Raw genomic sequence first — 17,592 nt, forward strand, 5'->3', positions numbered from 1 at the left:
CCCCGCGCCAATTAGCCCAACCCAGAACGCAGATCCGAGAAATGCAGCCAAACCCATTGAAAAGCGATCGCTCGTGGGACGCACTTTTAAAATTGCTAAAGCGGCACTTCCCAACGAGGCAGCCGCAAAGAAAGACATGGCACAGTGGAGTTTGGCGTGAGGCAACCAAGCCGGGTTGTTCATGTGACCGTTTGCTAACAAAACTGCATCAACCCCAATGGGTATCGTCAGGGTGGAAATAGCTGCGGTGATAAGCAACCATCTGGCGAGTTTTGCTCGATGCATACTGATATACCTCAGTTAAATTGTTAGGGAATAAGAAACGAGGCGCAACGAAACTATCGGGTTTGGCTAGAAAAAATACCTTGGTTATGGGATGAAAAGATAGACCTTTCTTGCGGAATATCTAGAATCAGTTAGGTGATTCTTGCGATTGTTCAAATCGATCGCAGCGTTCAGAATTAACTAAAGTTCTCACGCACTAAGACAGCTTCTGACCGAGCATCCTACTCGGTGCGATCGATTCCTATCGATTCTCGACCTTTTTCCAAGTCGATTGCGTATTAGCGGCGGGTCATTGACCGTGTTTCTCGGTTTCGGAGAATCGACCTCTAAAACTACTTCTGCAAGGATTTCCAGGTGTCCGACGTAAGTTGTAGCATAGACCACTCCGGCAGATGCTCGCGATAGATCTCCAGCAGTCCTTGTGCCGTCTTCTCGATCGCCCAGTCCTGTTGAAGTTCACAAGCCACACTGAGCCAGTTGGTTACCTTCACGCCGTATTGAGTCAGGTTGGCGGTTGAGGCTGCCAGCACCTGATTGCTATAGTTCCCCGAAGCGTCCATGACAAGTCGAACATCGTAGCCCTCCGCCGCCAGAGTCTTTGCGGGAATCCCAACACAGAAGTCTGCTGTGATGCCAGCCGCGATCACTTTTTTGCGACCGGTGGCTTCGATCGCTTCTCGTATACGTGGATCGTGCATCGAATTGATTTTGGTGCGATAGATGGGCTGTACGTCGGGGAACAGCTCCAGTATTTCCGGTAGGAACGGACCCAGAGGCCCTGCGGGTCCGAACGCGGCAGCGGACATCACGACCGGAATGTTATGCAGTTTAAGCACTTTTGCCAGCGCGATGCAGTTGTTGCGAAGGTGAATTGGGTCAATATCACCGCAAAATAACATTAATCCTGCTTGGTGGTCAATCAGCAGCGCACAGGCATTTTGGTCGTCAAGCATCTCGAACTTTTCATAATTCATGGAGATTCTCCTTCTGTTTGAACGATCTATAAAGTCTGAAACTGAGCTTTGAAGTAGATGATTCTTGCGATCGTTCAAATCGATCGCAGCGTTTTAGAGTTCAGCCTCAGCCAAAGTTTTCCGGCTCTTTGAGAAAACCTTAGTATGTTCCATGAAATTTCACGAAATTTATGAAGATTTTTTCATTCGATTGCTTTCCGTGTAGTAGCAAATTCCCAAAATGATAAAAAATAGAAAATCCATGTGAACTTGTGTAATTGGGAAACCCCCTAATGAAAATGATTGAAGACCACCATATTCTGGGTCAGCGAATGCCGTTCCAGGATAGAGAATTGCTGGTGCCATTGCCATCCAGTAAAGAGTCGCAAATAAGCAAGACATCTTTAAGTTTTCAATGTCAGTAGAAACCTTGCGAAACCATAGAAAATAAAGCGATATAATCCCGCAAATAAGACCCAAAGTCATCGTTTGTCCGTTATGAAATTTGGCGTGTGGCGGCCAAAGTGGATTGAAAACATGAGTTTCATTGAAATCGGCTAAGAAGGGACTCAGGGAACTAATAACGGCTATGAGAGAGATGGCAAATCTACTTAAATTCAACTTTCTGCTCATTTTTGTCTCCTTTAAGCTAACCCGAATCGTTTTAGTTTGGAAGTGAAACGATAAAGTTCATCTTCCGCCGTACCTCAGTACGCAGTCAAGCCTAGCAAAGATTTCTGCTGACTCACGATCGCGTCAGAAAAAATCCGGATTAATCATTGATTCTTGCCCCATTTATTAGAATCTTGCTATGAGGCTGGACATCAAAAGTGTTTGCGATAGTTGCTAGGTGTTGTACCCGTCAAGTTCCGAAATTGGATTGTCAATTGATTTTGATTGGCAAAACCAACCCGATCGGCAATCATCGAAATTGGTAGTGGAGTTTTTTTCAATAAATGTTTTGCTGATTCGATTCTTTGCTCCATTACATATCGATAGGGTGATACACCGATCGATTGCTTAAATAACCGTGAGAAATAATATTGACTCATCTCTAATTCATCGGCGATCGCTGCAATAGTTAGATTTTCAGCTAAATGATCGTGGATATATGCGATCGCTCGTTGCATTTTCCACTTCGGCATCCCTCCCTGGTAGTCGCGCAAGGGTTTGTGCCAATCTGAATAATGCCTCAACAGATGAATTGAAAGTGCGATCTTCAAGGAGTCTACCAATAACTGACTGCCAAATCGAGCCTCTATAAGTTCTGCTGTCAGAGACTTGCCAATGCGATCGATGAATGTATCCTGCATTGCATAATGCGGAATGAGTTCGATCCGCTCCGTTGTAAATGATTCATAGGCAATTTTAGTCAAGCGATCGGGTTCAAGGGATAACACGGAAAAGGAGGCTTCTTGATTCCAACTGCTCCGATGCTGAACCATTGCCGGGACGATCGCAATATTATTTCCGCCGCCAATCTGCTCTTGCTGCCTGCGTCCATCAAACCAACGTTCTGTCTGAACCAAATCCGAACTGAGTCCGACAACCACAATATGTGTAGTGTGAGCGTATTCAGGTGATTCCCAAGCAGGTTGACAATGTTGTTGAACATGAATCCCATTCCAGCCCAAATTTTCGCTCGATCGCAGCGGCAAGCGGGGGACAACTTTCATAACATCATCTTTCTGAGTAAAATCGATAGTTAAGGGCTGTTTTTCTGGCATTTTATAAACTCTGGATGTAAGGACTTGGATCGATTCCGAATGCGATCGCTGGTTAGGTCATATTCTACTCAATCAGTGCTTTCGATCGTTGCAGCGCATTATTCATATAGTTGCGCCAGAGTAAATTGGTAATCAACCAAAGGATTGGAACCGCTAAAACAGACCGTGCATTGAATGTATAACGCCACTCGATCGTAGTCTGACCTGATGAGTTGATACTAAACCACCACTCGCCATTCGCAGAAGTTGTAAGAAACCCCAGCACCCCAGTAAAACCGCTAACCGTGTAGCTAAAGTATCGCGGATGCTCATATTTTGTCAGTAGCTCTTGGACGGAGCTATTATCTGATAAATGTACAGTGCGGGTTTGCCCTGCGATGTCCCAATTTCCAACTTGGTTCTTAATCCCCGTGACAGATGGTAGCAGCCCATAACCTTTAAATATAGAAGTGAGGTCAATAGGCACAATATGCTCAAAAGCCGCTGTTTGACTAGCTGTAACGGTAGTCTTAATGGTTGCTGAAAGTAAGCTCATGAAATCTTCGCCTTTTTGTAATATCTAATATCAAATCTGTTTGCATCGGAATGATATAAACGGAGAAGACAGAGTCCAAGGCAGTGCCGTGTCCCTACAATTCATCGCGGTAGGGAAACGGCACTGCCTTGGACTCTATATCATTCCGATGCAGCCGGATTTGATATCAAACAGCTCTCCTGGACTTGTAGTATCCATCGTCTTTTGTAGTTGAAAAGTAGTTGAGGGTTGTCAGAAGAAATTATTATTTGTAAATCACTTCGACTTCAGAATCTGCTGACGATCGATTGTGTAGCGCAATATAAGATTTAGCGATCGCATCAGGATCGAAATGCGTACCGACTTCTACTGTGCCACAGATAGTCACAGTACCTACATGAATCCCAAACTCCTTCAATTCTTGAGCTAGACAAAATGTCAAACTCCTTAGCCCTGATTTGCCGATCGCCAAAGAGACTAAATCCGCATCTGGATATAATGCTAGACCTCCACCTGTGAGCAAGATTGTGCCTTTCTTACTTGTTTTCATCGCTGGAATCACCTGCTGTGCTGCAACCAAGGCACCAATGACATTCACATTAAAATCGGCGATTAACTTCTCAGGTGTTAGTTCGCTAGGCTTACCCATCGCCATCACGGCGGCATTATAAATCAATACTTCTGGATCTGCCAATTTGCGAATCTCAGTAAAAGCTTGAATTAAGGATTCTTGATTCCCGGCATCTGCTGCAAAGGTATAAACCGTATAGCCTGCCTGACGGAGTTCTTGAGCATTTACTTCTAGTTTTTCCAAATTCCGAGCCATGAGTGCCAAACTGTAGCCTTCCTTGGCAAATGCCTTGGCTACGCCCATGCTCACTCCTGCTCCAAATCCAGCGATCGCACATATCGGTTGATTCATTTTTTTACCCGAATTTACTTCAAAATTATCGGTGTGATAATGAGTGTCATCAACAGCTCAAATTCTAATGTTGCCAATCATCCTATCGTAGATAGCCTTGACATTCGATCGACTTTTGGCAATCCGTACAAAGTGGTTTCATCGTGACCTTAGTTCATGAATGAACTTAAGAGTATTCTACTTTGGATAGAGCCACTTAGCAAATAACTTTGTCACCCGTGGCATGATGATGTAGGTCATTAACGAAACCATGAAAGCTGCACCGATCGCACTGCGTAACAAAGTTGGCAATGGAAAAAGCAATTGATTTAAGAAGGGTGGAATGATGTTAATCAATGGAAAAATCACTAGCCAAGTAACGAGTACCATTTTGTAACGGGGCGGTGGCACGATCGCCCCTTGAATTGGCAAGGTAAACCATGTCTCTAACCCCGTCAGCCGTTGATACTTGGAATTAACAGTTAGCCGCTTGATTCGTTCCAAAAGCCGATGACGAATTGGAGAATTTTCCCAACTGGTCAAATTACTCAAATGGTCGAACTTGAAGACGATGCGATATTCTCGGTTGCTGCGATCGCTTGAACGGAAGATATTCACTCCCAAATGTCCTTCAAATGCCGCAGCAGCGACTAATATATCGCTCAAAACTCGATCGAATTCATCCTCACAACCAGGCTTGACTTGTTGCAGAATATCAACAGTTACTGGAGGATCGTCAGATTGATTCAATGGATTCATGCAAAAAACTTCCAACTAGATTAGCGGTAATCCTTCAGCACCAATTTCTAGACGTACAACTTTTGCCGACTCAATTCCTGATGGCAATGGATATGACATACCACCGTTGCTTACCACGTAAATACTGGTGCGATCGCGCCCAGTACGACCGAATGCTAAGGCTGTAGTTCCTGCCATTCCTTGTTCTGCTTCGGCGATCGTGGTTATTTTACCATCTGGTGTAATCTTGACCACACTGTTATAAATGTGTGTAGTGCCGTAGAGATTACCGTTGCGATCGAAGGCAAAGTCGTCAATGTTTACGCGATCGATAAAAATTGTTGGTTCCCCTGGCTCAGCATCTTCGAGAATCGGAATCCGAACAATATGCTGCTTTTGGGTATTCGATACATAAAGCACATTGTTAAAGATTTTGAGTCCATTAGCTCCGGGAATTTCTTGCTCTGCGGAGGTTCGCGCCAACAAAGGATGTTCGAGCCAAATGCGAGTGCTGACTTGGGCTACATCTAATTCCCAAATCGCACCTCGATAGGAATCAGCGATCGCATAGCGACTACCAGTCAAATGCGTGATTCCATTCAGGAAGATTGCATCTGGCATTGTTAGTAAAGTTTCTACTGAACCTTGAGATGAAACTTTAAAGATGGTGGAAATTCCGTCTTGATTCCAACCTGTCAGCAATAGTTCTGTTTCTGACAGAAAAGCTAGACCTGCTGCCTTACCTGAGATCGTGGCATGAGTTACGGGGATTCGATCTTGCCCGATGCGAACGATCTTTCCTTCAAAATGGTTGGCAATAAATAACGTATTGTCAGAGTCGATCGCGATACTTTCTAGAAATGTATTGGCAGGAAATTCCGCGATTTGTTGGCTTGGCACCAACTCAATGGGAGTGCTTTCAAAGATAGGCGGTAATCCAATTGGTGTAGACATTGCGATCGTTCCTTTTTCGAGTATAGTCAGACAATCCACAAGTTGGTCAGACACTGAAAAGAATGGACAGTGCGACGAGACTTCGATATTATTTGCGCGAAGGGCACTCACCCAACGCTGAATCGAGAGTAGCACAGTCACATCTATAGTTACCAAATGGATACTAATGGAAATGTTTTACCTATGAAATTTGGATGTCCAGTTGAGCTGACGATTGAACGCATTAGTGGAAAGTGGAAAAGTGTGATTCTGTGGTGGCTAAGGCAGCACAGGAAAAGCTTTGGAGAACTGAAACATCTTATTCCTGGAATCTCCGCAAAAATTTTGACGCAGCAATTGCGGGAGTTGGAAAAAGATGGTTTGATCGATCGAGAAGCCTATCGTGAGATGCCTCGACGAGTAGAATACTCCATCACGCCTTTAGGTGAAACTCTCAGCCCGATCATCGAGTTAATGTGTGAATGGGGAAAAAATCAACTGCCTGAATTTAAGTTTGGTTTACGGGATTTGACAGGCTTGCGCGTTCTTATTGTTAGTCCAGAAATGGGAGGTTTTTTGCGATCGGAACTGGAATCTCACGGGGTACAAGTAGCGATCGCTACCTCCACAATCGAGGCGCTACAGACTTTCGATCTAACACAACCTCAAGCCTTAGTCATTGACACAGATATGCCAGACGACCAAGTATACACGCTCGTTCATCAAATCAAAGAGCTGGAGTCAGCGCAAGGCAAGCAAATTGCCACGATCGCACTGATCGCTGTTGCAAGTTCTGGCGATCGTCGGCAAGCTCTTCGCTCTGGTTTCCAGATTTGTCTGACTCAGCCTGTGGATATCGCAGAATTAGTTTGCTCTCTAGCTAGTTTAACTGGGTCGCTAGTAGATAACTAAAGCAGCCCAATATTCCCAATCAACGCCGATTAAGTTTTTACGGTCGGTGTGCATGGGCGTTGTTATGCGCCGATCGGAGAACAAAGCTCAATTAATGATCCTTCTCTAGAACGAACATATGCAACCACTTGACCCCAAGGCTTTATGGTCGGCTCCTTGACAGAAACCGCTCCAGCAGCAATTGCCTTGGTATAGGCAGATGCTACATCATCGGCGACAAACGCCAGCTCAACTCCAAAGGGTGTAGCACTGAGATCGCTTTTTTGATAATGTCCGTCAAGATTCATTTCACCCATCGCATGGGAGGCAAAAGCAAGAACCGTTTCGCCCGTGTTCAACTCGCCATACTCGCCAGACTCATGCAAAAAGCGCGTTTCAAAGCCGAATGCCTCCTTGTAAAAGGTCAGTGCATCTGCAACCGACGAGACGTAGATAATGGTGTAACCAAATTTCATATTTTTGCCTTTTTGAACTTTGATTTCTTTGGTTTTGGGGCCGGAAGCTCACTTGCTGTCAAACGAATAAGATTCGACATCCAATGCCGATCGTCAAGCTGTTCTCCAATCAGAAAGTATGGTTTTGCACCTGGGTATGGGGGGGCTTCTACGATACTATCAATCATCGATCGCCCACCAGCAGTCGCCTTTATGAACAGTTGGTTATCGCAAACAAGCGCGACGACTTTCTCGTCGCAGTAGATCGCATATTCGCCAAACATTTTTTTGAAAGAGACTTGCCCCGCTTGGTTTATTTGATCCAGAATATATTCAACAAAGTTCAAGTCCGAGGACATATATTCTCCTAGCGAATGTAGACAACACATTCTCAAATTGCTGGAATTCAGGATTGAAGTTGTTGCATTAAACCTGCCGCATCGGAAACAGACCAATGTTCGGCAATTTTTCCGTCTCGAACGCGATCGATCCGGATTACGGATGTTGAAATAGTTTTACCTGTTGGTGGAGTGCCATAAAACGTGCCACTGTGTGTACCTTGGCTAGTGATATATGTCGCGATTCGATCGCCTTCGACAACCTGCTGCACGATCTCAATCTCGATGTCGGGGAAAGCGGAGAAAAAATCATCAAAGAATGAATCATGATAGATCCGCAGCGCATTAAGACCGCGATTGTCTGTTCCTAGCATCGCATGGTTTACACAATCTTCTGCCCAGAAATCTTTCAATGCCGAGAGATCGCGACCGTTCCAAACCACTTGGATAAAGTTCTGGACGATCTGCTTGTTTTTATCAGATTCGTTCATCGGTTTTTCTCCGGAGATTAGTCCTTAATAGGGCAGTATACAATTTCAAAAGTCTGAATGATTTTATCGACGTAGGCGTTGATTATGCAACAAGTTAGTTCAGCGCTTTACGGAAAACGATCTTGTCCTCGCCCGCCTTGTAGAACTCGCGGATTCGTGCTTCCTCGTCGTAACCGCTCTTGCGGTAGAACGATCGAACGTACTCGAAGCTCTCCAGTCCCGATGTTTCCACAAGTAGCACGCGATCGCCGCGCTGCGCTAACATCTGTTCGACGTGGGCTAGCAGTGCTGCACCGCGTCCTTGCTGCTGACGATCGGGGTGGACGGCAATTAGATATAGATTCCACGTCCCCTCGGTCATTCGTTCCGGCGCAACATAGGCGACCCCCACCAGCCCGTCGTCATCGTCGGTGAGCCAGATGTCTTGGCTATTTTTGCCGTCGAAGTGGTCTGCCAGCATGAGGGCGAGTTCTTCGGTCTCGTGCGGCTCGAATCCAATTGCCTCAACTAAGGCGATTAATGCAGTCGTGTCATCGGGCGCGATCGATCGAATCATAGCAAACTCCGTGGGTATGCAAATCTAGGCAGATTTCTGAAACAGTTTAGACACAGCACCTCTCAAAATGTGCGGTATTAGCTTTGGCCCAGGCAAGAATACAATCCCTAACTGTTGCATTAATCCCAGTGCATCGCCCTGGCCCCAATGCTCCGCGATTTTGCCGTTTTCGATGCGATCGATGTGCATAACAGCTAAGCTAATTTGTTTTCCCGTGGGTGGCAAACCTTGAAATTCTCCGAGGTGTGTTGCTGTGAATTTTCCGCACGTCACCACTTTATCACCTGCAACTATGACCTCATCAAAAACGTGTTCACCCTGACTGAAAGCTAGATAAAACGACATCCCGAACTGCTTGAACTCCTCCCCGTTTAATGGCTTTGGCATTCCGGCCATGCGAGCAATAAAATTCGGCGCTAACAGTTCTAAGGCTTGTTCCATTTTGCGATCGTCAAAAGCTTTGTAGAACTGGAGAACGATTGCTTTGTTTTGGTCAGTCATTCGACTTTTGATTTTTGATTTTTGATTGATTCCACGGATAAATCCTCTTTCTTGTAGCATCAAGAAATTATTGGTCAGAGCCTTGCGGAACTCAATCTCTGAAGTCTGGCAGCACCAAAGGTGGCATTGAACTTGCGACACCAAATTGCCGCCGAAGCAAAATCTTCTGAGTTGATGCTGGCAGGAATCACATAGCTTTGAGCACCGCTGTATGACTTGAGTGGCGCGATCGACACATAGTCCCCTTTCTTGATGGGATAGGCTGGGGGAACTGTCGAGCCAATAACATCGGGCGATTTGTGCAAAATCACGACCAAATCAGGACCAGACGTTGAGGTTTGAAATGCTCGATCGAGTTCCAGAATGCGCTCATTCCCTTTCTGGACAATGCGGGCAGTGCCTTTTGTGGGGTGTTCGCCATCGACAAAAGTGCCAGAAGTTAGAACTTTTGCGGGTTGAGCCGTTGCGGGTGTCGTCACTGGCTTAGTTGGAGGGGAAGCTGCCACAGGCGTTGGCATTGTTTCAGAAGTACCGGATGACGCAATAGCAGTTCGATCGCCAGCGGTTTTGATGCAGCCGATCGCAATTGTTGACACAAAGGTAATACTAGCAAAGTTGAAATAGCGGCGTTTCATAAAAAGCTTCCTCCTTAAAACATTAAACTCCCCGGAAACCGATCGCAGTTTCCATAGCATCCCGAGGATTGAGGTCAACTAATTGTCGATTTATTTTAGCCTCATATAGGTTGCCAATAAAACCCAAGACAATCCCCACAAACAACAAACTTCCCCCTAAATATTGAGCTAAAGTAGGAGCTTCCCCTAAAATTAAATATCCCATAACTATAGCTGCAATTGGATTAAATAAACTAGCTAGGTTGAGTTCTGTTGAAGTCGCATTTTTTAAACCAGCCAACCAACATAATTGACCCAGGACGACAATAACCGCCGCATAGATTATCATCCATTGCCACAGAAAAGGAGATAACACTTCTGCAAAATGGTTTGGCCCGTAAAGGAGATTAGCCAATAGGAAAAAAATTACCGTCCCCAGAATATTGCGATAAATTGTAAAAATTCCCAAGGGAATCGATTGTAATTGCAGTTTACCAACGACGGTAGCAATGGAACCAATGATCGCTGCGATCGCCACACAAATTTCTCCTATTCCAATTTGAAATCCAGCCATCGTCATCATCGGCCCTGAACTCCCTAAAAAAGCAGTCACTATCACCCCAGCCAAGGAAACCAGAGCCCCTGCACTTGCCCACGAATTGACCCGCGATCCCAACAGCCAAACACCCAACACCAGGGTTAAAATTGGTTCGATACGCCCAATTAACACGATATTAGTAATATTTGTCTGTCCGAGGGCTTGAAAAATTAACGCTGGAGCGATCGCCCCCGATAAAATACCTGTAATGGTTAAACTAATCCAATCTTTACCAGTCAAAGCTTTCAGAGTCTGCGGTTGCCAATCTTGATGAAAAATTAGAGTCATTAACCCCAAAGCACAGATATTACCCACAAATAAAACATTGCACAGTGAGATGGGATTTCTGCCATCGATCGCATGATTTTGACCAATCTCAACTATTTTTTTAGTAACAGAATTAGAAGTTGCAAAAATCAAAACAGCTATGCCAAGATACATCGGGGCAGGAACTTTCATTAAAATTATATGCACTTTATTGGCAACTTTCATTCTTTTTATTGATGTTGATTTTATAAAATGAATTCAGGCAATAATTCAAAAATTTTAAACGAACCGCGAAGACGCGAAGAACGCGAAAAACCGAAACAGAAGAGAGTTTCACGACTCATTTAAACTATAAAACTTTACATTAAATTAGTTTAAAGTGATGCCTTTTCATAGCCAATTTGGGGAGCAGAATAAATGGAGATAAACACAGCATCTTCACTATTGTCATTCACTGCACCATGAATCTGATTTTTGTCTGCGATCGCAACTTCACCAGCATTCAAGCTTTGGCTTTGACCATTCCCTAAATAATACGTCAAAGCGCCCCGTAGCATCACCCAGGTATCTTGTCCATCCGGGTGACAATGAGCTTCTACAATTTGCCCAGGCTTGACTCCCCAAATAGCGATACTAGCATTTTTAGTCTTAATAATTTCAGTCACCGTAGCAGATTCATCCGAGAAACGCACATCAGCTTCCAGGGGAAAAACTCTTGATTTCATCATTTGAAAATTACCGTTTTATTTGGGTTGCGGACAGGTTTTATTGGTGAAATCACATTGATAAATGTATTGTGATTGCCAATGGAGGGGAATCTCTAGTAAATCTCTTGTACCAGTCATTCCCTGACCGATAAACAGCAGTAGAGCAAAACAATTGAGAATAATATGAGCGGTGCGCCAGCGATTTTGTCTATCCTGATAAATATCTTGGACGATCGCCACTGAAAAAATCATTAATAAAGCGGCTGTAATACCGTAGTAGTAATGGGAAACAAACCATTCATTATCTCGACGAAAGATTTCTGGTTGAAACCCTAAAATCATCAATCCCATTCCCGTAAAAGTGGCAAAAATGCCTCGCCATAGTTTAACATTTGCCTTAAATAGTAGCGTGAAAGAAGCAATGCTTAACAGGAAAATGGCGATGACAAAAAAGACTCGAAATGGTTCTTTAGTAAGGGTGTCGTTACTGAGCATTTTTGAAAAAATGGGATAGGCCATTCCCAGTAGGGCAACCCCTACAACTGAGCGGCTCAACCAACTACCGATCGCTACGTGCTCGGAACCTACTACGGGCGGAATTTTACTTTTTTCGCCACCGGCAACTTGCAGACGACGTTGACGGGTGAGTAGGGCGCGATTCACCACAATGCCGATTAAGGGAAAAACCACGATAATGGCGATCGCCGGATGTAACAATGCAAAGAAGTCTTGAAGTTCCATGTTAAATATCCATTCAATTATATATATCGCGAATTTTCCCTTACTTACACTCAGCAAGGGAACAGGCAAATTACTTCACTTCAGCGGCGGGAAAACTCGCTACTCTCCCTTGTTTCACAGCGACAACAACATCAAAGGTTGCACAGTAAGAGAAGGTAACATTGTTGGCCTTGTTGTAGAGATTGACCACCATGCCTGCCCCACCGGGTTGTACTCCTAATGGTAATAAATCACCATAGAAAAATCGTCGCAATTGGTCGCCACTACCAACTTGTCCTTTACTTTTAGTAATAATCTGGATCTTTTCCTGAACCGTTATTTCCGGGGCTGCTATTGCCGTATTTTGGAATTTTGGCAAAAAGCTATGTACAGCTACATCTCCCGCACTGATAGCGCTAGCAATAGCGAGGGTGGCGAACAGAGGACTGAGGGATTTGAGTTTTAACATCTTCGTTTTTTGGTGAGAATGGTTGATGCGAACATCATCATCTATTTCAATTTTTTTGAGAAGGAGGCATAATAGAATATACTATATGCCATTTTGGAATAGGTACGGTATGGATCGAATTGCCTGTATGCAGACTTTCGTTCGGGCGATCGAAATGAAGAGTTTTTCGGCCGTAGCGCGGGAACAACAGACGACGCAACCGACAATTAGCAAGCAAATCGCCGCTCTGGAAAAATATCTGGGGGTACAATTAATCACTCGTTCAACTACCAACTTGAATTTGACTGAGGAGGGGAAAAGATACTATCAATACTGTCAGCAAATTTTGGAAACCGTCGCCGAAGCGGAGGCCAGTTTAACAGGAAAAGAACGAGCAACAGGTATTTTGCGATTGGGCTGTCCCGTGCTGTTTGGGGAAAAGCAGATTGTCCCCCGTTTAAAAGCCTTTATGAAACGCTATCCCGATGTCAAGATCGATCTGATGATGGCCGATAGTTTTGTGGACATTGTAGAGAATGGATTAGACCTGTTGATCCGCATTGGTAATCGTCCCGATAGTTCCCTGATTAGCCATCGCATTGGCACGACTCGCCGCGTCACAGTGGCAACAACAGGCTATTTTGAGCAAGCGGGAGAACCTCAAACACCGGATGATTTAGTGGATCGTGATTGTATTGTCTATACGCATCTGTCAACAGGCAATGAATGGCATTTTCAAGGAACAGATGGCACTATCAAGGTGCAAGTTGGGGGTTGTTTTCAAACTAATAGTTCTGTGGCGATTCGAGCAGCAGTGTTATCGGGTTTGGGGATTGCGGTAGCGCCGGTCTGGATGTTTGGTGATGAAATTTACCGGGGCGATCTCAAGGTTGTGTTGGAGGATTATCAACCAACTCCGTTACCAATTAATGGGGTATATCGTCGCAGCCGTTTTTATCCAGCAAAAATAACTTGTTTTATTGATTTTTTAGAGGCAGAATTTAAGCTCGATCCGTGGGTTTGAGATTAATTAGTATTCTATTCTCTTCTGGCAATTATAGAAACAAGAACAATTAAGACTAAAAAAGAAAAGGGCTATCCCACCGAATTTTACGGCGATCGATTGGTAATTTTGAAGTCTTGGGTATGACGATCGAGGCACGATCGGTTCCTAAAAATTCTCAACTCCACCTTCTAGTTCATTCAAGTCATCTGCCGTTAAGGGCGATCGAGCGCTATGGCGGACATACAATACATAAACCGTAGTATCTCGAATCGCAAACAAGACCCGGTAAATGTTTTTGGATTTCCCATAAAGTAACTGCCGAACTTCTTCAGGAAAAATCTCGCTTTCAACTGCTAAGCCACAGCGCCGAGGTTTTTCTTGGAGTGTTGCGATTTCATTCATCAAACCTCGAAACCAGCGATCGGCAAAATCGGGATTGCGCTCTCGATACCAGCGGTAGGCTTGCTCAATCTCAGAAGAGGCGATCGGGGTAATTTCAACCTGAAATGTCATATTTCTGCTGCATTTCTTGGACAAAATTTTCGATAGGGCGAGTAAGTCCGGCGTTGAGTTCCTCGAAACCTTGCTGAATACCTGCGATTGTTTCTAATTGATCGATCAGTTGGCGCAGTTTAATTGGATCTATTTTGTTTGGATCGAGAAAGGTGACGAGAACTTGAGAGCGATCGCTAATATCTTGTGGTAGCGAGGCGAGCTGAATCTGCCCATTATGATAAATGCCTTCAATGGTTTTTAGCATGAGTTGCAGTTTGGTTAGTATTAGCTTCTATTCTAGCAAATATCGAAACAATAAAAATTAAGAGTAAAGACTAAAAAAAATAGTGCATCAACCTAACTATTAATTTGGCCGCATAGTTATACCACTACCAGCTCCGCAATCTGTTCCTTGGACTTTCCAGAAAACATCATTGCCTTCCCGTCAGCCTCCATCATGAAGTGATGCCCATTGTCAGTAATAAAGTGCCAAGCGAGTATTCTTTCACCACCGTACTCATTCATAGTATCGCCTGCCGTAACGCGCTCAAGCGTATGGCCGGCTGCATCGCACAAGGCTCGTATCAGTTTCATGTATCTCGGCTCGGCAGCACGGGCCTGGGCGAGCCGGGCCTCGCGATCGGAAATACTCAATGCTCGTCGAGTGACTTCCTGTTGGATTCGATCTTCTGCTACAACAATCAGACCGGGGCGCGCTTTTAACCAGTTAGCATTTAATCGTTCGAGACTCTCCTCTTGTTCGATCGAATAAAAGTTCTCATTTATGCCATTTAGCCTGTCTCTCTCAGCATTTTCGCCGAATAACCCACTCGAAAAGAACGATGCTAACTTTGTCTTTCCTGCTGTAACCAACGCCTCTCCTTTTGCAAAAAGATCGGTATGTTGTGTCGCGCCGATTTGCTGAAGGCCTTCTTTGACTAGCGCAATGACCGCAGGCTTCCACCTTGTGTTATAGACAAACTGAGCAAAACCGCCATTGTTCACCTGCGCGAGGTAGTAATCGACGTAGTAACTGAGGAGTGCGTGGTGAGAAATTTCTGAGGGATTCAGAAGCTCTTCAAATAGTGCATTCACAAAGTCAATATTTGATTGGATCGTCGCGCGGATATCATCGCTCTTCATGCTTTCCGCCGATACCACGACAGCATCTTTCGATCCTACTATATCCTCACTCATTTTTTCGTCCCCCTATTGGGCTATAACTTTCTAGCTGAGTACCAACAAACTTTGCATTGAAGGTTAGATTCTCATCTTCCAACAGCTACAATCAAAATGCTATCCTATCTATTATCGCCGATCGCTGCTTCTTGGAAAGTTGAGCGAATTAACTTCCGAACGCAGACCAAGACTTCTGGAAACCCTATCAGCGTTCATCTGTGTTTATCTGCTGATATCTGCGGTTAAAAACTCCCCATTTAAATAATTTGTTTTAAGAAGTATAGTCCCGCACGCATAAATACCAAAGAAACCGGGTTTTTCACAAGTTTTAAAGATTATGATGCAGTATTTTAGTAAAACAACCCGGTTTCTGCCTCCAAGATTAAAGTATATAGAAAACCCCCAAACCCGATTTTTAAACTGAGTTTGGGGGTTTTATTCCTAAATCCAGTTCAAATTATAACTTACTCGGCTCGATCGCCGGAGCGCGCAGAGACACAGTTCGATCCGTAGCAGCCTTAGCCACTAGAGATGGCACTGAATCCCGCAACTTTGCAGTCAACTGAACAGTCGTCGCATCGTAAACCTGAGTCAGCATCTTCGGATACAAACCAATGCCAATAATCGGCACTAACAGCGCAGCAATAATAAACACTTCTCGCGGTTCTGCATCCACCAATTCTTCGTGTTCCACCAATTCCTTATTCTCAGAACCGTAGAAGATTTCCCGCAGCATCGACAGCAGGTAAATCGGAGTCAAAATTACGCCAACAGCAGCCAGAAATACCACGCAAACCTTGAACACCGGATTGTAAGCGTCGCTGGTTGCAAAGCCTACAAATACCATCAATTCTGCGACAAAACCGCTCATTCCCGGCAAAGCTAAAGATGCCATAGAGCAAGCTGTCCACATGGCGAAAACCTTACGCATTTTCTTGCCTACTCCGCCCATTTCGTCGAGCATGAGCGTGTGCGTGCGATCGTAAGTGCAGCCTACCATAAAGAACAAACTCGCCCCGATCAAACCGTGGGAAACCATTTGCAGCATGGCGCCGCTAGTTCCCAAATCGGTAAACGAAGCTATCCCAATCAGCACAAACCCCATGTGCGAAATCGAAGAATAAGCAATTTTGCGCTTCAAGTTGCGCTGAGCAAAGGAGGTTAAGGCGGCGTAAACAATGTTTACTACACCCAAAATTACTAAGAGGGGTGCGAAGGTAGCGTGAGCATCGGGGAGCATTCCCGCATTCATCCGCAGTAAGGCGTAGCCGCCCATTTTCAGCAGAATTCCTGCTAGCAACATATGGGCGGGTGCGGTTGCTTCGCCGTGGGCGTCTGGGAGCCAAGTGTGCAGGGGGAAAATTGGCAGTTTGACGCCGTAGGCTATTAAGAAACCTGTGTACAAGAGCAATTCTACATTGGGGGCGAATTCTTTGGCTGCGATCGCCCGCATATCGAAAGTCACTGTATCGCCATAAAACGCCATTGTCAGGGCGCCAACCAAAATAAACAGCGAACCGCCTGCCGTGTACAAGATAAACTTAGTTGCTGCGTAGAGGCGCTTTTTGCCACCCCAGATGGACAAAATTAGGTAAATCGGGACTAATTCTAGTTCCCAAACCAGGAAAAACAGCAACATATCCTGCACGGCAAAAACTGCGATTTGCCCGCCGTACATTGTCAGCATCAAAAAGTAAAATAGCTTTGGTTTAAGTGTGACCGGCCAAGCTGCTAAAGTCGCCAGGGTAGTAATAAAACCTGTCAGCAAAATCAACGGCATTGACAAACCGTCAGCACCGACTGACCAATTTAAATCAAGTTGCTGCACCCAAGTATAACTTTCTACCAGTTGCAAGTCTGGATTGCTGAAGTCGTACTGAGTGCAAAAAGCGTAAACAAGTAGGGCAAAATCGATCAAACCCACAATTAGTGCATACCACCGCACCGTCTTGCCATCCTTATCGGGAATCAAAGGAATTAGCAATGCCGCAGCAATGGGAAACAGAATTGTTGTTGTTAACCAGGGAAAGTTAGCTGTATCCATTGCGTTTTAAAATTATCCATCAATTATTAGGTTTAAACACATTTTGGCGATTTTGGTCTAAATTTTATACTTTCTTTATACGAAACAATTCTTTTTGTAATGTTTGCGACGATTTGTGCGATCGCACAATTTGAGTTTAATCAAAGATTTATTTCTATTGGCTAATTGTCAATTCTGAGTTATTGAGCTAATACCCGTTCTTAAAATATCTTCTGGTGGGAAATGGCAATG

General features: G+C 44.6%; 23 protein-coding genes and 2 pseudogenes. 3 read left to right on the forward strand and 22 right to left on the reverse strand.

Translation table 11 applies throughout. From position 1 onward, the window contains the following. The 8 genes from JGK11_RS23090 to JGK11_RS23125 form a co-directional block, all read right to left on the reverse strand. The coding region (locus JGK11_RS23090) for a hypothetical protein (protein WP_293199328.1) at positions 1 to 285 on the reverse strand (285 nt) is incomplete at its 3' end. Positions 286 to 617: 332 nt separating this feature from the next. Then, entirely contained in the window at positions 618 to 1,259 is a 642-nt protein-coding gene (locus JGK11_RS23095) for an isochorismatase family protein (protein ID WP_293213027.1), read from the reverse strand. A gap of 168 nt (positions 1,260 to 1,427) precedes the next feature. Beyond that, positions 1,428 to 1,871: a DUF6640 family protein gene (locus JGK11_RS23100; protein WP_293213029.1), complete on the reverse strand. Its 444-nt coding sequence runs from the start codon at positions 1,869 to 1,871 to the stop codon at positions 1,428 to 1,430. 191 nt (positions 1,872 to 2,062) lie between these two features. Continuing rightward, complete coding sequence (locus JGK11_RS23105) at positions 2,063 to 2,965, reverse strand: AraC family transcriptional regulator (protein ID WP_293213031.1); 903 nt, start codon at positions 2,963 to 2,965, stop codon at positions 2,063 to 2,065. A 64-nt stretch (positions 2,966 to 3,029) separates the two neighbouring features. Further along, positions 3,030 to 3,500, reverse strand: coding sequence for an SRPBCC family protein (locus JGK11_RS23110; RefSeq protein WP_293187075.1), 471 nt, complete (start codon positions 3,498 to 3,500; stop codon positions 3,030 to 3,032). Positions 3,501 to 3,744: 244 nt separating this feature from the next. Next, a complete protein-coding gene (locus JGK11_RS23115) occupies positions 3,745 to 4,401 on the reverse strand; it encodes an SDR family NAD(P)-dependent oxidoreductase (protein WP_293187076.1) in 657 nt (218 codons plus the stop codon). 177 nt (positions 4,402 to 4,578) lie between these two features. Next, positions 4,579 to 5,139 carry an antibiotic biosynthesis monooxygenase gene (locus tag JGK11_RS23120; protein WP_293187077.1) on the reverse strand — a complete coding sequence of 187 codons (561 nt, stop codon included), beginning with the start codon at positions 5,137 to 5,139 and terminating at the stop codon, positions 4,579 to 4,581. Positions 5,140 to 5,154: 15 nt separating this feature from the next. Further along, a complete protein-coding gene (locus tag JGK11_RS23125) occupies positions 5,155 to 6,072 on the reverse strand; it encodes an SMP-30/gluconolactonase/LRE family protein (RefSeq protein ID WP_293192178.1) in 918 nt (305 codons plus the stop codon). 183 nt (positions 6,073 to 6,255) lie between these two features. On the opposite strand from JGK11_RS23125, the pseudogene JGK11_RS23130 reads away from it, so the two are divergent. Then, positions 6,256 to 6,552 (forward strand): annotated as a pseudogene (locus JGK11_RS23130) (helix-turn-helix domain-containing protein); the annotation flags it as partial. A 75-nt stretch (positions 6,553 to 6,627) separates the two neighbouring features. Then, positions 6,628 to 6,963: pseudogene (locus JGK11_RS23135) on the forward strand (response regulator); the annotation flags it as partial. A 62-nt stretch (positions 6,964 to 7,025) separates the two neighbouring features. Here the strand turns inward: JGK11_RS23135 and JGK11_RS23140 are convergent. The 10 genes from JGK11_RS23140 to JGK11_RS23185 form a co-directional block, all read right to left on the reverse strand. Then, positions 7,026 to 7,418 (reverse strand): VOC family protein, encoded by a 393-nt coding sequence (locus JGK11_RS23140; RefSeq protein WP_293207550.1) that lies wholly within the window; start codon positions 7,416 to 7,418, stop codon positions 7,026 to 7,028. Beyond that, complete coding sequence (locus JGK11_RS23145; protein ID WP_293192183.1) at positions 7,415 to 7,744, reverse strand: TfoX/Sxy family protein; 330 nt, start codon at positions 7,742 to 7,744, stop codon at positions 7,415 to 7,417. Before JGK11_RS23145 ends, JGK11_RS23140 begins: the two co-directional genes overlap by 4 nt. A 59-nt stretch (positions 7,745 to 7,803) precedes the next feature. After that, entirely contained in the window at positions 7,804 to 8,226 is a 423-nt protein-coding gene (locus JGK11_RS23150; protein WP_293192186.1) for an ester cyclase, read from the reverse strand. A gap of 94 nt (positions 8,227 to 8,320) precedes the next feature. Then, positions 8,321 to 8,782 (reverse strand): GNAT family N-acetyltransferase, encoded by a 462-nt coding sequence (locus JGK11_RS23155; RefSeq protein WP_293192189.1) that lies wholly within the window; start codon positions 8,780 to 8,782, stop codon positions 8,321 to 8,323. A 24-nt stretch (positions 8,783 to 8,806) separates the two neighbouring features. Then, on the reverse strand, positions 8,807 to 9,283 hold the full coding sequence (locus JGK11_RS23160) for an ester cyclase (protein WP_293192192.1): 477 nt from the start codon (positions 9,281 to 9,283) through the stop codon (positions 8,807 to 8,809). Between the two features lie 74 nt (positions 9,284 to 9,357). Next, the gene (locus JGK11_RS23165; RefSeq protein WP_293213033.1) at positions 9,358 to 9,918 is read right to left on the reverse strand and encodes a DM13 domain-containing protein; all 561 of its coding nucleotides are present in this window, start codon (positions 9,916 to 9,918) and stop codon (positions 9,358 to 9,360) included. 22 nt (positions 9,919 to 9,940) lie between these two features. Next, positions 9,941 to 10,987, reverse strand: coding sequence for a DMT family transporter (locus JGK11_RS23170; protein WP_293213035.1), 1,047 nt, complete (start codon positions 10,985 to 10,987; stop codon positions 9,941 to 9,943). Between the two features lie 149 nt (positions 10,988 to 11,136). Continuing rightward, a complete protein-coding gene (locus JGK11_RS23175) occupies positions 11,137 to 11,490 on the reverse strand; it encodes a cupin domain-containing protein (protein ID WP_293182538.1) in 354 nt (117 codons plus the stop codon). A 15-nt stretch (positions 11,491 to 11,505) separates the two neighbouring features. After that, on the reverse strand, positions 11,506 to 12,210 hold the full coding sequence (locus tag JGK11_RS23180; RefSeq protein ID WP_293182540.1) for a DUF4079 domain-containing protein: 705 nt from the start codon (positions 12,208 to 12,210) through the stop codon (positions 11,506 to 11,508). A gap of 70 nt (positions 12,211 to 12,280) precedes the next feature. Continuing rightward, positions 12,281 to 12,658: a hypothetical protein gene (locus JGK11_RS23185; protein WP_293182542.1), complete on the reverse strand. Its 378-nt coding sequence runs from the start codon at positions 12,656 to 12,658 to the stop codon at positions 12,281 to 12,283. Between the two features lie 85 nt (positions 12,659 to 12,743). Between JGK11_RS23185 and JGK11_RS23190 the strand changes: the two genes are divergently transcribed. Further along, positions 12,744 to 13,661, forward strand: coding sequence for a LysR family transcriptional regulator (locus tag JGK11_RS23190; protein WP_293213037.1), 918 nt, complete (start codon positions 12,744 to 12,746; stop codon positions 13,659 to 13,661). 147 nt (positions 13,662 to 13,808) lie between these two features. On the opposite strand, the gene JGK11_RS23195 is transcribed toward JGK11_RS23190, so the two are convergent. From JGK11_RS23195 to ndhD1, 4 genes are all read right to left on the reverse strand, one after another. Next, positions 13,809 to 14,156 (reverse strand): type II toxin-antitoxin system RelE/ParE family toxin, encoded by a 348-nt coding sequence (locus JGK11_RS23195; RefSeq protein ID WP_293213039.1) that lies wholly within the window; start codon positions 14,154 to 14,156, stop codon positions 13,809 to 13,811. Beyond that, on the reverse strand, positions 14,140 to 14,403 hold the full coding sequence (locus JGK11_RS23200; RefSeq protein ID WP_293192209.1) for a hypothetical protein: 264 nt from the start codon (positions 14,401 to 14,403) through the stop codon (positions 14,140 to 14,142). The genes JGK11_RS23195 and JGK11_RS23200 overlap by 17 nt, the downstream gene beginning before the upstream one ends. Positions 14,404 to 14,519: 116 nt before the next feature. Further along, a complete protein-coding gene (locus JGK11_RS23205; protein ID WP_293213041.1) occupies positions 14,520 to 15,335 on the reverse strand; it encodes a DUF4375 domain-containing protein in 816 nt (271 codons plus the stop codon). 439 nt (positions 15,336 to 15,774) lie between these two features. Then, positions 15,775 to 17,361 carry a photosynthetic/respiratory NAD(P)H-quinone oxidoreductase subunit D1 gene (ndhD1, locus tag JGK11_RS23210; RefSeq protein ID WP_293192213.1) on the reverse strand — a complete coding sequence of 529 codons (1,587 nt, stop codon included), beginning with the start codon at positions 17,359 to 17,361 and terminating at the stop codon, positions 15,775 to 15,777. Positions 17,362 to 17,592 lie beyond the last annotated feature (231 nt).

Origin of the sequence: Microcoleus sp. PH2017_34_RAT_O_A (assembly GCF_020737885.1) — a bacterium.
In the GTDB taxonomy this organism is placed as follows: domain Bacteria; phylum Cyanobacteriota; class Cyanobacteriia; order Cyanobacteriales; family Microcoleaceae; genus Microcoleus.